Annotated in this window: 14 protein-coding genes; 11 read left to right on the top strand and 3 right to left on the bottom strand. The window is 64.4% G+C overall.

What is annotated here, in order from left to right; translation table 11 throughout:
- Positions 1-83: 83 nt before the first annotated feature.
- Positions 84-692 carry a hypothetical protein gene (locus D4754_RS02185; protein WP_121061169.1) on the bottom strand — a complete coding sequence of 203 codons (609 nt, stop codon included), beginning with the start codon at positions 690-692 and terminating at the stop codon, positions 84-86.
- 147 nt (positions 693-839) lie between these two features.
- On the bottom strand, positions 840-1268 hold the full coding sequence (locus D4754_RS02180) for an NUDIX hydrolase (protein WP_121061167.1): 429 nt from the start codon (positions 1266-1268) through the stop codon (positions 840-842).
- 78 nt (positions 1269-1346) lie between these two features.
- On the opposite strand from D4754_RS02180, the gene hslO reads away from it, so the two are divergent.
- The 8 genes from hslO (at position 1347) to D4754_RS02140 (ending at position 10910) form a co-directional block, all read left to right on the top strand.
- Positions 1347-2363, top strand: a complete 1017-nt coding sequence (hslO, locus tag D4754_RS02175; RefSeq protein WP_121061166.1) for an Hsp33 family molecular chaperone HslO — start codon at positions 1347-1349, stop codon at positions 2361-2363.
- Positions 2332-3087: a CoA pyrophosphatase gene (locus tag D4754_RS02170; protein ID WP_121061164.1), complete on the top strand. Its 756-nt coding sequence runs from the start codon at positions 2332-2334 to the stop codon at positions 3085-3087. The genes hslO and D4754_RS02170 overlap by 32 nt, the downstream gene beginning before the upstream one ends.
- Positions 3088-3094: 7 nt before the next feature.
- Positions 3095-4252: a CCA tRNA nucleotidyltransferase gene (locus tag D4754_RS02165; protein WP_121061583.1), complete on the top strand. Its 1158-nt coding sequence runs from the start codon at positions 3095-3097 to the stop codon at positions 4250-4252.
- Positions 4253-4382: 130 nt separating this feature from the next.
- Positions 4383-6254, top strand: a complete 1872-nt coding sequence (locus D4754_RS02160; RefSeq protein WP_121061162.1) for an ABC transporter ATP-binding protein — start codon at positions 4383-4385, stop codon at positions 6252-6254.
- Positions 6251-8119, top strand: coding sequence for an ABC transporter ATP-binding protein (locus D4754_RS02155; RefSeq protein WP_240453718.1), 1869 nt, complete (start codon positions 6251-6253; stop codon positions 8117-8119). The genes D4754_RS02160 and D4754_RS02155 overlap by 4 nt, the downstream gene beginning before the upstream one ends.
- Positions 8120-8122: 3 nt before the next feature.
- On the top strand, positions 8123-9343 hold the full coding sequence (locus D4754_RS02150) for a class I SAM-dependent RNA methyltransferase (protein WP_121061160.1): 1221 nt from the start codon (positions 8123-8125) through the stop codon (positions 9341-9343).
- Positions 9344-9374: 31 nt separating this feature from the next.
- Positions 9375-10208 carry an ion transporter gene (locus tag D4754_RS02145; protein ID WP_121061158.1) on the top strand — a complete coding sequence of 278 codons (834 nt, stop codon included), beginning with the start codon at positions 9375-9377 and terminating at the stop codon, positions 10206-10208.
- 129 nt (positions 10209-10337) lie between these two features.
- Entirely contained in the window at positions 10338-10910 is a 573-nt protein-coding gene (locus D4754_RS02140; protein ID WP_121061156.1) for a L,D-transpeptidase family protein, read from the top strand.
- Positions 10911-10962: 52 nt separating this feature from the next.
- Here D4754_RS02140 and dalA read toward each other — a convergent pair whose 3' ends face one another.
- Complete coding sequence (gene dalA / locus D4754_RS02135) at positions 10963-11550, bottom strand: divisome-associated lipoprotein DalA (RefSeq protein WP_121061154.1); 588 nt, start codon at positions 11548-11550, stop codon at positions 10963-10965.
- 245 nt (positions 11551-11795) lie between these two features.
- On the opposite strand from dalA, the gene D4754_RS02130 reads away from it, so the two are divergent.
- The 3 genes from D4754_RS02130 to D4754_RS02120 all read left to right on the top strand — a co-directional run bounded on the left by D4754_RS02130 (position 11796) and on the right by D4754_RS02120 (position 13234).
- Positions 11796-12413: a L,D-transpeptidase gene (locus D4754_RS02130; protein WP_121061152.1), complete on the top strand. Its 618-nt coding sequence runs from the start codon at positions 11796-11798 to the stop codon at positions 12411-12413.
- 260 nt (positions 12414-12673) lie between these two features.
- Positions 12674-12856: a hypothetical protein gene (locus tag D4754_RS02125; RefSeq protein WP_121061150.1), complete on the top strand. Its 183-nt coding sequence runs from the start codon at positions 12674-12676 to the stop codon at positions 12854-12856.
- A gap of 195 nt (positions 12857-13051) precedes the next feature.
- Positions 13052-13234 (top strand): hypothetical protein, encoded by a 183-nt coding sequence (locus D4754_RS02120; RefSeq protein WP_121061150.1) that lies wholly within the window; start codon positions 13052-13054, stop codon positions 13232-13234.
- Positions 13235-13336: the final 102 nt, after the last annotated feature.

The raw sequence follows: 13336 nt of genomic DNA, 5'->3' as shown, positions 1-13336 counted from the left end.
GTCTATAGACAATCCCGACGCCTTAAGAAACAGGCATCATCAGGGATCACTGCGAGTATCGGCCAATTTTGGGGTCTGTTCGGTCAGTACCGTCGAAAAAACATCGCCAAAGCGGTGGCAAAGTGCTCAGGAGGGAGAGATTGCGGCTCAATTATGAATTTTGCCATCCGGCCCTTGATCTCGACCGGCTCGATGAAATCCAGAAGCGCCTGCCAACGCGGCCGCACCGTCTTCAGATCCTCGCGCGGGTTCATGAAATCGTCGAACAGAAGTTCGACCGTGGCCTTCGTCTTGACCATCGTCGTAAGCACGCAGGCCACGCGGAACAGGCCATCGACCAGCACGAGTTCCGGCTGCACGAAATTTTCCCGGTCCCAGATCGACACCGGGTACTTGTGGTATTGCCGCCAGCCTGTGTTATCGACCGGTCGCCCCCAGCGTCCCACCTTGCCGACATCGACATGCTGCAGGAGCGGATGCGACCTGGTCTCGGGAGACCGGTCAAGATAGTGCTGCAGATTGGTCGCCCAGTCCGCATCGCTTTCGACGGAATAGATCGTCTTGCCTTCCATTTCCGAGCCGTAAACGGTCGATCCGCCCGATCCATATTCAAGGATCACATCGGCCTCGGCATAATGAGCGCAAACCCAATCGGCCACGTCTTCGGGGAAGGTCAGGACAGGTTTTTCCATCTACGCAACTCCTTGCACGCTCACCAGATAACTTCCGCCTCAGGAGTTATATAGGCCCAAGGAATCCTGCGCCGCAACTGCGGCAGCAGCCCTGATAGCGAAAGCCGGGCGTTCACCGGATCTCTCGGGCCGTCTTGTGCAGCACGGTCAGAGCAACCCGGCGTAGTAACGGTCGCCCGCATTCCCCAGCTTTCGCGCCGCCACGTCCGCGTCCATCCACAGGGGCAGGTGGTGCGGCTCGCTGGGCGGTCCGACGGTGCGCGTGGGGCGGGCGATGTAGATCAGGCAGATCTTTTCTGCCCACATGTCATATTCCGGCATGTAGACGAACCGCCGGAAGGATCCCAGCCTGAGAGGACCCGCTATGCGCCAGCCGGTTTCCTCCATCACCTCGCGGTGGAGCGCGGCGACAGGCGTTTCGCCCGGATCGATGCCGCCACCGGGCAGCTGCAGGTCCGGTTCGGGCCGCAATTGCTCGGTTATCAGCAGTTTTCCATTCCGCGGTAGCAATGCGTAGACGCCGGTCCGGCGGCGGTAAGTCTGCCCGGGAAGCGGGGGGTTTCCGAAACGTCGCAAATCATCGACCCCTTTCAACGAGCCTTGCTGAGCCTATATAGCGGCGGTATGCCAACCCCGGGCGCACAAGGAAACCCCATGACCATCGGTGACAAACTTGCGTGGGACGACGCTGTCCTGCCCTTCCAGCTCGACGCCTGCGACATGCGTGGCCGGGTCGCGCGTCTTGACGGGGTACTGGACGGTATCCTGAAACAACACGATTACCCGCCCAAGGTGGAAGCGCTGGTGGCCGAGATGGCGCTCTTGACGGCGCTGATCGGCCAGACCGTTGCGCTGCGCTGGAAGCTGTCGCTGCAGGTGCAGTCGAACGGCCCCGTGCGGATGATCGCGACCGACTATTTCGCCCCGGAAGAAGAAGGCATGCCGGCCCGTATCCGCGCCTATGCCACCTTCGATGCCGACCGTCTGGAAAAGGGCGCGCCTTTCGACCAGGTGGGCGAAGGCTATTTCGCGATCCTGATCGACCAGGGCGAAGGCACGACACCCTACCAGGGCATCACCCCGCTGGCGGGCGGATCGCTTGCGCGCTGTGCGGAGGCTTATTTCGCCCAGTCCGAACAGCTTCCGACGCGGTTTTCCCTGTCCTATGGACGGTCGCGCCAACCCGGTGCCGAAGAACGCTGGCGCGCGGGCGGTATCATGCTCCAGCACATGCCCAAGGCCTCGCCCTTCGTGGCATCGGGTGGCGGCAGCGGAGAAGGCTCGGTTCTCATGCCGTCCGACATCCTGGATGGGGACGAGGCCGAGAACTGGAACCGCGTGAACGTGCTGCTGAACACGGTCGAGGATATCGAACTGATCGGCCCCACCGTCCCACCGACCGACCTTCTGGTGCGGCTGTTCCACGAAGAACAACCCAGGGTCTACGATGCGCAGGCGGTACGGTTCGGGTGTACCTGCTCGGAAGAGCGCGTGCGGCAGAGCCTGTCGATCTATTCGGCCCGCGACATCGGCACGATGACGACGGACGAAGGGCGCGTGACGGCGGATTGCCAGTTCTGCGGCGCGCATTACGATATGGACCCGGCGACCTTGGGCTTCGAGGCAGAGGAGAACCGGGATGGCACCTCCGGGCCGGACGACGAGCGGTAATGCCTCTGCGGCGCCCCGACCGGTGCCGCAGGACCCTGCCGCACTGGTCGATGCCCTGCGCGATGCGATCGCGCGGCCGGGCGATGACAGCACCGATTTCGACCTGAACCCGGCCGCGGCCGCAGAAGTCGCGAAGATGCGGCCCAAATCGCTGCGGCCCGCCGGTGTGCTGGTGGCCATCGACGTGACGGGCGCCACACCGCAGTTGATCCTGACGAAACGATCCTCGCACCTTGCCCACCATCCGGGCCAGATCGCCTTTCCCGGCGGCAAGCAGGAGGAGGCCGATGCCGATGTCTCCGCCGCCGCGCTGCGCGAAGCGCGCGAGGAGATCGGCCTGCCCTTCGAACTGCCAGAGGTGCTGGGCGTGCTGCCCGCGCACGAGACGGTCACCGGCTTTCACGTTACCCCCGTGATCGCGCTGGTGCGCGAACCCTTCACCATCACCCCCGAACCGGGAGAGGTGGAGGAGGTGTTCCGCGTGCCCTTCTCCCACGTCATGACGCCCGAGAAATACATCATCGAAAGCCGCCTGTGGCGCGGGGTGCGGCGGCACTACTTCACTGTTCCCTACGGGCCCTATTACATCTGGGGCGCCACCGCGCGGATGCTGCGCGGGCTGGCCGGACGGATGGAAGCCGTGGCCGCCATCGCTTGCGGCGAAGAGCCCGTCGAAGACATCGGCAAACGTGCCCGCCGCGGCGCGTCTGTTGCGGACGGGTGACGGGCCGATGACGCGGGAGCGCATCAACGCCGAATGGGTCTTTGCCCCGAACACGCAGGCCGTCTGCCGCGCGCTGACCGATGGCGGGGCGCAGGCGCTTTTTGTAGGTGGCTGCGTGCGGAACGCGCTGCTGGAAGTGCCGCTGCGGGATATCGACATTTCGACGGATGCCGTCCCGGAACGCGTGATCGAACTGGTTGAAGCCGCCGGGCTGAAAGCCGTGCCGACCGGCATCGCTCATGGGACGGTGACTGTGGTCGCGGGCCACGAAGGGTTCGAGGTCACGACCTTCCGCCGCGATGTCGCCACCGACGGGCGGCGCGCCGTGGTGGCCTTTTCGACCGAAGTGGCCGACGACGCCGCCCGGCGGGATTTCACGATGAACGCGCTCTATGCCCGGCCCGATGGCACGGTCTTGGATCCGCTGGGCGGCATGCCGGATCTTGAAGCCCGGCGCGTGCGATTCATCGGCAACGCGCATGACCGCCTGCACGAAGATTACCTGCGCGCGCTGCGCTATTTCCGCTTTCACGCGTGGTACGGCGACCATGACGCCGGGATGGACCCCGAGGCGCTGGCCGCCATCGGCGATGCGCTCGACGGTCTCGACAAGATCTCGCGCGAGCGTGTGGGCCACGAGATGCACCGCTTCCTGGAAGCCGTGAACCCCGCCCCTTCCGTGGCCGCGATGCGGCAATGCGGGGCGCTGGGGGCGTTGCTGCCGGGGGCCGATGATCGCGCGATGGCGCCCTTGATCCATCTTGAAGGCGAAGCCGGGGTCAAACCCGATGCCGCCCGCCGGTTGGCGGCCCTTGGCGGTGGCTGGGTGGCGGAATCGCTGCGGCTGCCCAAGGCCGAGATCAAGCGGATCGACCGGATCCGCACCGCCGCGGAAGAGATCCAGAGCCCCGAGGAAATGGGCTATCGCCTGAAGGCCGACGCGCGCGACGGCTGGCTGCTGCGCTGTGCCCTGACCGAAACGCCGTGGCATGGCGAAGACGGGCTGGCCGCGGGCCGGGCTGCCAGGTTCCCGCTGAAGGCCCGCGACCTGATGCCCGACCTGCAGGGCCCCGAACTGGGCGACACTCTCGAACGGCTGGAAAACCTGTGGATCGCGTCGGGATTCACCCTGACCAGGGACGAGCTGTTCGCCCAGCGCGGCTGACCTGTGCAGGCCTCTGTCTGGTCCTGAAGACCCATCCGGCCTATACCAAGCCAAACGTTTGATTCAGTGAGGCCCCGCCGCCGTTCCCATCGGTTCCGCGTCTGGGTCCAAAACTCTGCAAAATTTGCTCATGTTCCGGTTCTTCGAAAACCTCGTCGACCCCTATGTCGACTATGTTCAGGACGATTCTCCTCCGACACGGCTCTGGCCGAACATGCTGGGCTATGCGCAGCCCTTCCGGCGTGTCTTCGCCTTTGCCGCGCTGGTGGCGGTGATCGTCGCGGTGATCGAGATCTGGCTGATCCACTACATGGGCCGCCTGGTCGACCTGCTGCCCGAAGGGCCGGTGGCCTTTTGGCAGAACTATGGTTTCGAACTGCTGATGGTCGCGCTGTTCATCATGCTGATCCGGCCCGGCGTACATCTGGTGGCGGTGCTGCTGCTGAACAACATGCTGATGACGAATTTCGGCACCATGATCCGCTGGCGCGCGCATCGGCACGTGCTGCGCCAGTCGGTCGGCTGGTTCGAGAACGATTTCGCCGGTCGCATCGCCAACCGCGTGATGCAGACCCCCATGGCCGCGAACGAGGTCATGTTCCAGGTCTTCGATGCCATCGCCTTCGCGCTGGCCTATCTTGTCGGCGCCGCGGTCCTGCTGGCTGCCGCCGACACGCTGCTGCTGATCCCGCTGGCGCTGTGGAGCCTCGCCTATTTCGCGCTGATGGTCTGGACCGTGAAGCGCGTCGGGCCCGCCAGCCAGGCGTCATCGGATGCGCGGTCGGCCCTCACGGGGCGGATCGTGGACAGTTATTCCAACATCCATTCGGTCAAGATGTTCGCCCATCACGACCGCGAACTGGCCTATGCCAAGGACGCGATCGAGGAAACTCGCACCACCGTCCGCAAGGAAATGCGGATCTACACGGTGATGGATTTCGGCCTGTTCACGCTGAACGGCCTGCTTATCGTCGGTGTCGTGGGCTGGGCCATGCTGCTGTGGGGTCAGGGTGTGACCTCCGTCGGCGCCGTGGCCGCCGCGACGGCGCTCTGCCTGCGGCTCAACGCGATGACCGGCTGGATCATGTGGGCGCTGACGACCTTCTTCCGCGAACTTGGCGTCGTGGCCGAAGGGATGGAAACCATCGCCCAGCCCATCGACCTGGTCGACGACAAGGACGCGACCGACCTTCAGCTGACCGACGGCCTGATCGAACTCGACGGCCTGTCGCACCATTACGGGCGCGGCGCGGGCGGGCTGGACCGGATCAACCTGACGATCCGGCCGGGCGAAAAGATCGGCCTGATCGGGCGGTCCGGCGCGGGCAAGTCGACGCTGGTGAAGCTGCTGCTGCGGTTCTACGCCGCCGAAACCGGCAAGATCGTGATCGACGGGCAGGACATCGCCCATGTCACGCAGGAAAGCCTGCGGCGGCAGATCGGCATGGTGCAGCAGGACAGCTCTCTCCTCCACCGGTCGGTGCGCGACAACATCCTCTATGGCCGCCCCGACGCGACCGATGAGCAGATCATCGAAGCCGCCCGCAAGGCATCCGCGCATGACTTCATCCTTGGACTGCAAGATCCCAAGGGCCGCACGGGGTACGAGGCCCATGTCGGCGAGCGCGGCGTGAAGCTTTCCGGCGGGCAGCGGCAACGGATCATGCTGGCGCGCGTTATGCTCAAGAACGCGCCGATCCTGCTGCTCGATGAAGCCACCAGCGCGCTGGATAGCGAGGCCGAGGCCGAGATCCAGCAGGTCTTGTACGGTCTGATGGAAGGCAAGACGGTGATCGCGATTGCGCACCGGCTGTCGACCATCGCGCAGATGGACCGGATCCTCGTCATGGATCAGGGCCGCCTCGTGGAAGAGGGCACGCATGACGAGCTTCTGGCGCAGGACGGGCTATATGCCCAGTTCTGGGCACGGCAATCGGGAGGCTTCCTGCTGACCGACAGCGACGACGAGAACGGCGAAACGAAGACGGAGGCGGCGGAATGATCTCGAAATGGCTCGATATGGGCAACTGGATCGATGCCTTCAAACCCGCCCCCGGTGCCCCGCCGCAAAAGCTGGGCGCGTTCATGGCGTGGTGCCTGTCGGGCGCGTGGCCGGGCCTGTGGGCCGCGGCCGCCATTTCGGCCGTCGCCGGCGGCATGGAAGTCGCCAACGCCTACATCATGGGCCAGGTGATCGACGTCACCGTGTCGGCCGGGCCGGACGGCGCGTTTTCGCCTGCCAACCTGTGGGTCTACGGGATGGCGCTGGCCTATTTCCTGATCATGCGGCCGATCCTCTTCGCGGCCTCGTCCGCCGTGAACTCGATCGCCGTGCAGCCCAACGTGCTGCCGATGGTGCTGGCGCGGCTGCATCGCTGGACGCTGGGCCAGTCGGTCAAGTTCTTCGACGACGATTTCGCCGGGCGCATCGCGCAGAAGCAGATGCAGGCCGGGCGCGCGATGATGGATGTCGCCGCCGAAACGATCAACGTGCTGGCCTTCGCGCTGGCCTCGCTTCTGGGTGCGCTGATCCTGATGTCGTCCATCGACTGGCGGATCACGCTGGCCTTCATGATCTGGCTGGTGGCCTATTTCGGGCTGATCTGGTGGTTCCTGCCCCGCATCCGCACCCGCGCCGCCGCACGGGCGGGCGCGCGCGCCTCTTCGTCCGGGCTGATCGTCGACACGATCACCAACATCAAGACGGTCAAGCTGTTCGCCCGCGCGGATTTCGAAGACGAGGCCGCGCATGAATCGCTCAACCACGTGCGCGAGACATCGCTGAAATTCGGCTACATGTCCGCAATGTTCCGGTTCTGCCTCATGACGCTGGCGGGGCTCCTGCCCGTGATCATGCTGGGCGGCACGCTCTACCTGTGGCAGCAGGGCTCTGCCAGCGAAGGCGATATCGTCGCCGCCGGGACCATCGCGATCCGCATCGCGCAGATGACGGGCTGGGTCAGCTTCACGCTGATGACGATCTATTCCAACATCGGCGAGGTCGAGGACGGGATGAAAACGCTCACCCCCCGGATCCGCGTCGATGACGAACCCGAGGCGCAGGATCTTGTCGTGCCCAAGGGAGAGATCGCCTTCGACAAGGTCACGTTCACCTATGGCCGCGGCGACGACCCGCACATCAAGGGCGATCCGGGCGGGGTCCACGGGATCGACCTGACCATCAGACCGGGCGAGAAGCTGGGGATCGTGGGCGCCTCGGGCGCAGGCAAATCGACGCTGGTGTCGCTGCTTCTGCGCCTTTACCGCGCGGAAGAAGGCATGATCCGGATCGACGGCCAGAACCTTGAACACGTCACGCAGGAAAGCCTGCGCCGCCAGATCGGGATGGTCACGCAGGAAACCGCGATGTTCAACCGGTCCGCCCGCGACAACATCCTGTACGGTCGCCCCCACGCGACCGAAGATGAACTGATCGACGCCGCGAAACGGGCAGAGGCGCATGAATTCATCGCCAATCTGAAGGACCATCGCGGCAACCGTGGCTACAGCGCCTTCCTTGGCGAACGCGGCGTGAAACTTTCGGGCGGCCAGCGGCAGCGGATCGCGCTGGCCCGCGCCATCCTGAAGGATGCGCCGATCCTTGTGCTGGACGAAGCGACGAGTGCGCTGGACAGCGAGGTCGAAGCCTCGATCCAGACGGCGCTGCACCGGGTGATGGAGGGCAAGACCGTGCTGGCCATCGCGCACCGCCTGTCGACCTTGTCGGAAATGGACCGAATCATGGTCATGGATCAGGGCCGCATCGCCGAAATGGGCACCCATGATGAACTTATGGCCCAAGGCGGGCTTTATGCCGGGTTCTGGGATCACCAGTCTGGCGGTTTCCTTGGCGCGGCGGCAGAATAAGCCATGCAACTGACTGTCGAAAGGCTGGGCCATCTGGGCGACGGGATCGCGCAGGGCCCCTATGGGCCGGTCATCGTACCCCGCGCACTGCCGGGCGAGACCATCACCGGCACGCTGGAAGACGACCATCTGGAAGACGTCCGCATCGTCACGCCCTCGCTCGACCGTGTCCGCCCGCCCTGCCGCCACGCCGCGTCCTGCGGCGGCTGCCAGGTGCAGCACGTAAGCGACGACGTGGTGCGCAACTGGCGCACCGATACGGTGAAGGCCGCGTTGGCCGCGCAGGGTCTGGAGGCGGAGTTCCTGCCGATGCATGTCTCCCCCCCGCAAAGCCGGCGGCGGGCGAGCGTGGCCGCGCGGCGAACCAAGAAGGGCGCGCTGGTCGGATTTCACGGCCGCGCGTCGGACACGATCGTCGAAATTCCCGATTGCCAGCTGCTCAGCACGCAGGTGACGGCGGTTCTGCCGCTGGCCCGTGACCTCGCGATCCGCGGCGGCAGCCGGAAGGGGGAACTGACGGTCACCATCACCGCCTCGGACAGCGGCGCCGATGTGGCGGTGTCGGGCGGCAAGGATCCCGACGTGCAACTACGCGCAGACCTGGCGGGGCTGGCCGAAGGGGCCGGACTGGCCCGGCTGACGTGGAATGGCGAAACCATCGCCCAGCGTGTGCCCCCGTTCCAGAATATCGGCCGCGCGCAGGTCGCCCCGCCGCCGGGCGCCTTCCTGCAGGCCACGGCCGAGGGCGAGGCCGCCCTGCTGGCCGACGTGCGGGATATCGTCGGAAAAGCCCGCAAGGTCGTCGACCTGTTCGCGGGTTGCGGGACGTTCTCGATCCCCCTGGCCGAAACGGCCGAGGTACACGCGGTAGAAGGCGAAAAGGCCATGACCGCCGCTTTGGACCGCGGCTGGCGGGACGCGCAGGGGCTGAAGAAGGTCACGACCGAGGCGCGCGACCTGTTCCGCCGCCCGCTGACACCGGACGAACTGAACCGCCATGACGCCATCGTCCTTGACCCGCCCCGCGCAGGCGCGGCAGCTCAGGTGGCGGAAATCGCCCGATGCGGCGTTCCTTCCATTGCGTATGTGTCCTGCAACCCGTCTACCTTTGCCCGCGATGCGCGCGCGCTGGTCGATTCAGGCTATCGTCTTGACAGCCTGCGCATTGCCGACCAATTCCGCTGGTCGGCACATGTGGAACTGGTGGCCCGCCTCACACGCTGAATTCGGGCCGCAACGGAACATAGGGAACAGAATGATCGACAGAGCCAAGCTGACCGCATGGATCGAACGGCCGGGCTTCAGCAACTTCATCATCGCCGTGATCGTCTTCAACGCGGTCATCCTTGGGCTGGAAACCGTGCCCAGCGTGATGAACAGCTTCGGCTGGCTGGTTGTCCTGCTGGACAGCATCTGCCTTGCCATCTTCGTGTTCGAGCTTGCCCTGAAAATATTCTGCTATCGCCAGAACTTCGTGAAGGACGGCTGGAACGTCTTCGACTTCATCATCGTGGGCATCGCACTGGTGCCGGGGGCGGCGGGCTTCTCGGTGCTCCGCGCGCTCAGGATCCTGCGGGTGTTGCGGGTGATCTCGGTCGCGCCGCGCCTGCGCCGCGTGGTCGAAGGCTTCGTCAGCGCGCTGCCGGGCATGGCGAGCGTGTTCCTGTTGATGGCGATCATCTTCTACATCTCCTCCGTCATTGCCACGAAACTGTTCGCCGGCTCCTTCCCAGAATGGTTCGGAACGCTGGGCCGGTCGGCCTATTCACTGTTCCAGATCATGACGCTGGAAAGCTGGTCGATGGGCATCGTCCGCCCGGTGATGGAGGTCTACCCGCAGGCGTGGGTCTTCTTCGTGCCCTTCATCCTTGTCACCACCTTCGCGGTGGTAAACCTTGTCGTGGGCCTGATCGTGAACTCAATGCAGGAAGCCCACCAGGAGGAAGAGGTCAAACGCACCGAGGCCTACCGGGACGAGGTTCTGATCCGCCTGCGCCGGATGGAAGAGCGGCTGAATGCGGCCCAGTTGCCAAAAAGCACTGGAAATCCACCAAAAACCGGCCTTGAATCGGATGAAACGAAATTTTGATTTGCAAAAATCTGCCAGCCGGGTAACCCCGACACAAGCATCGCGACAGTCCCGGGACCACATCGGGCGGCGGTGTCCCGACACACCAGGCAACCGGCGTTACGACCGGGCAGAGACCGGGGCAGACACATGAGTAAGATTTTTCGACCCGCTACAGGCAGCGTGTCCAAAGACGGAAATTCCACCGAAACGGGGCTGATCAGCCCCTCGCGCCGCGCTTTCGGGGTGGCGGCCGCGGCCTCCGCACTGACGCTTGCGGCCTGCGGCGGATCCGGGGCCTATCGTGGGCCACGGGTGACCAGCGTCGTCGTGAACAAGAGCGCGCGGCGGATGTACCTGCTGCACTACAGCGATATCCTGACGGAATACGATGTCGATCTGGGCTTCGCGCCGCAGGGCCACAAGCTTCATGAAGGCGATGGCCGGACGCCGGAAGGCACCTACCTGATCGACCGCCGGAATCCGAGAAGCAAGTTCCACCTGTCGGTCGGGATCTCGTATCCCAACGCACAGGATCGCGCACTTGCAGCTGCCCTGGGCAAGCGCCCCGGTGGCGACATCTTCATCCACGGTGAACCGAACAACGAAAAGCCGCCGAAAAAGCGCGACTGGACGGCCGGCTGCATCGCGGTGACGAACAAGGAAATCGAAGAGATCTACCAGATGGTTCAGGTCGGCACGGTCATCACCCTGCGCGCCTGACGATCCAGAGGTACTGGCGCGCCCCTCCGGAAACGGACAGGCGCGTCCTTCCTTACCCCGCGGGCCGCGTGGGCCCGGGCAGGATCACAAGCGGATCGCCCTGCGCCGTGGCCGTCGGATCGACAATCGTGCCGGACGTCACCTGAATGCCCGCCCCGGTCGTGCCGGTGATCAGGGTCCACCAGATCTTGCCGTTGGATTCCTGGTGCCACCCAAAGCCCATGTCCTGCGCGGCCGGGTCCATGATCACCCGCTTCGATCCGGGCTCCTGCGTCCAGGCGCCCAGGGTCTCAAGCTCGGTCTCGTAGGTTTCCGAGATGTTTTCGCCCAGAAGACGCCCCGGATACCCGGCCCGTGCGACGCGATCCAGCGGCGACGACCCGTCCGACCCGAAATGCCATGGCCGCTGCTGCGAGGCCATGTCCCGCGAATGGGATTGCGCCGCGGAGGTCAGCTGCGCGTTCAGCTGCAGGGGCTGGGCGCCGGCTGCGTTGCGCAACGCATTCACACCGTCCAGCATGCGATACTGCACTTCGGACGTGTCCCCGGCGCGGATGCGGTATACGTCGCCCGAGCCACCGACACCGCAGGCGGTCAGCGCCAGCAGGGGAATAATCAAAAGCAGAGCGATTCGCGCCATTGCACTTCTCCGGAGCGTTCGGTCGGACCGGCCGACGGCCGGAAGGCCCCCAAGCGGTTGTCATCTTTCGCTTTACCGTGACCGACGGGCATGCGCAAATCGGCTTTGGGCTGGAATCCTACATGGGTGCGGGAATGACACCGCTATGTGACACTTGGCTGACACGCGGGTGATTTGCCCCCGGGGCGTCAAAGGCTTACCATAACCGTCGTCTGCCCGTTGCCGAAATCAGGGGAAATCGATTCATGACCGGAAAACCGTTTTTCACCCCCAGTCGCCGGGGCTTTCTTGCCGGAAGCGCCGCCTTCCTGAGCACACCTGCGATCGCTCAGGACATCGCCAACACCGACGCCGAGGGCTATGACCCTCTGCGCCCCGTGCCCGAGCCGGAAGCCCCTGTTTCCAGGAACATTTCCAGCTTCAGCTCGCGGGACTGGCGGCCCTACTTCAGCAATCTGAACAACGGCGCGATCCTCGTCGACACGACCTCGCGCGCGCTGCACTACTGGTCGGAAGACCAGACAGTGTACAAGTTGTACCCGACAAGCGTGCCGCTGACGCCGGACCTGACGCGCCTTGGCCGCACCAAGGTGATTCGCAAGGTCGAAGGCCCGTCCTGGGCGCCGACGCCGTCGATGAAGAAGCGCAATCCGGAATGGCCGAACTTCATTCCGCCGGGTCCCGACAATCCGCTGGGCACTCATGCGCTGTATCTCAGCTGGAAGTATTACCGCATCCACGGCACCCATGACACGCGCAAGATCGGGCGCCGGTCGTCGAACGGATGCATCGGGCTCTATAACGAACACATCCAGGAACTCTTCGCCATCAGCGATGTCGGCGCACAGGTCCTGCTGATCTGAAACCGGTCACCGGGTCTCTGACCCACAGGGAAAAAGAGCACGCACTACCTCCGGGCGAAAGCCATGACGTGTCAGAGGGTTGGCGTTCTTTCCCGTCGCACCGCGAAGTGTTGCTATTTTGACGACAACGCGGTGCGGCGAAGGCCCCCGGATCCAACAACCAATTGCAATCAAAACAGCGACCTGCTTAGAAAAAGGCACGAGGTAAGTCTTGAGGCGCCGATCGACACCACCGGTCCGCGTCATATCTGGAGGTCAATATGAAGAAACTTGTTCTGGCAGCAGCCCTGGCTGGCGCAGCATCGACCGCAACCGCAGGCTCGCTGGTCGAGCCCGTTGTCGAAGCACCGGTCATCGTTGAAGAAACCCAAAGCTCGTCGAGCGGCATCATCCTGCCGCTGATCCTGCTCGCCATCGTGGCCGCAGCCGTCGCGTCGAGCTAAGCTCTTTTCCGCCTGTGCATGCCACGGGCCGGACCAAAAATTGAAAGAGGCGGTGATGCATCACCGCCTCTTTTTCTTTTTCCGGAGAGTCCGCGTCGATTTACAACCGCTGTCGCGACCTGCTTAGAAGGTGTCCAAGGGGGTTATCCTGGGACGCCGGCCTTCCCCCGCCGGCATTCAGACCTGGAGGTCACCATGAAAAAACTCGTTCTCGCCGCCGCACTGGCTGGTGCCGCTTCGACCGCAACCGCAGGCTCGCTGGTCGAGCCCGTCGTCGAAGCGCCGGTCATCGTTGAAGAAACCCAAAGCTCGTCGAGCGGCATCATCCTGCCGCTGATCCTGCTCGCCATCGTGGCAGCAGCCGTCGCGTCGAGCTGATATTTATCAGTTCTCGGATTTTCGGATCAGGCGGTGGTTTTGCCACCGCCTTTTTCATGCGCCAGACCTTTTGGTCACCCGGCACGCCCGGCGTTTCTGTCG

The sequence above is a fragment of the Chachezhania antarctica genome, from assembly GCF_003646465.1.
GTDB lineage: Bacteria > Pseudomonadota > Alphaproteobacteria > Rhodobacterales > Rhodobacteraceae > Chachezhania > Chachezhania antarctica.
The sequence above is the reverse complement of the archived record's forward strand: the minus strand, read 5'-3'. Positions and strand labels throughout refer to the sequence as shown.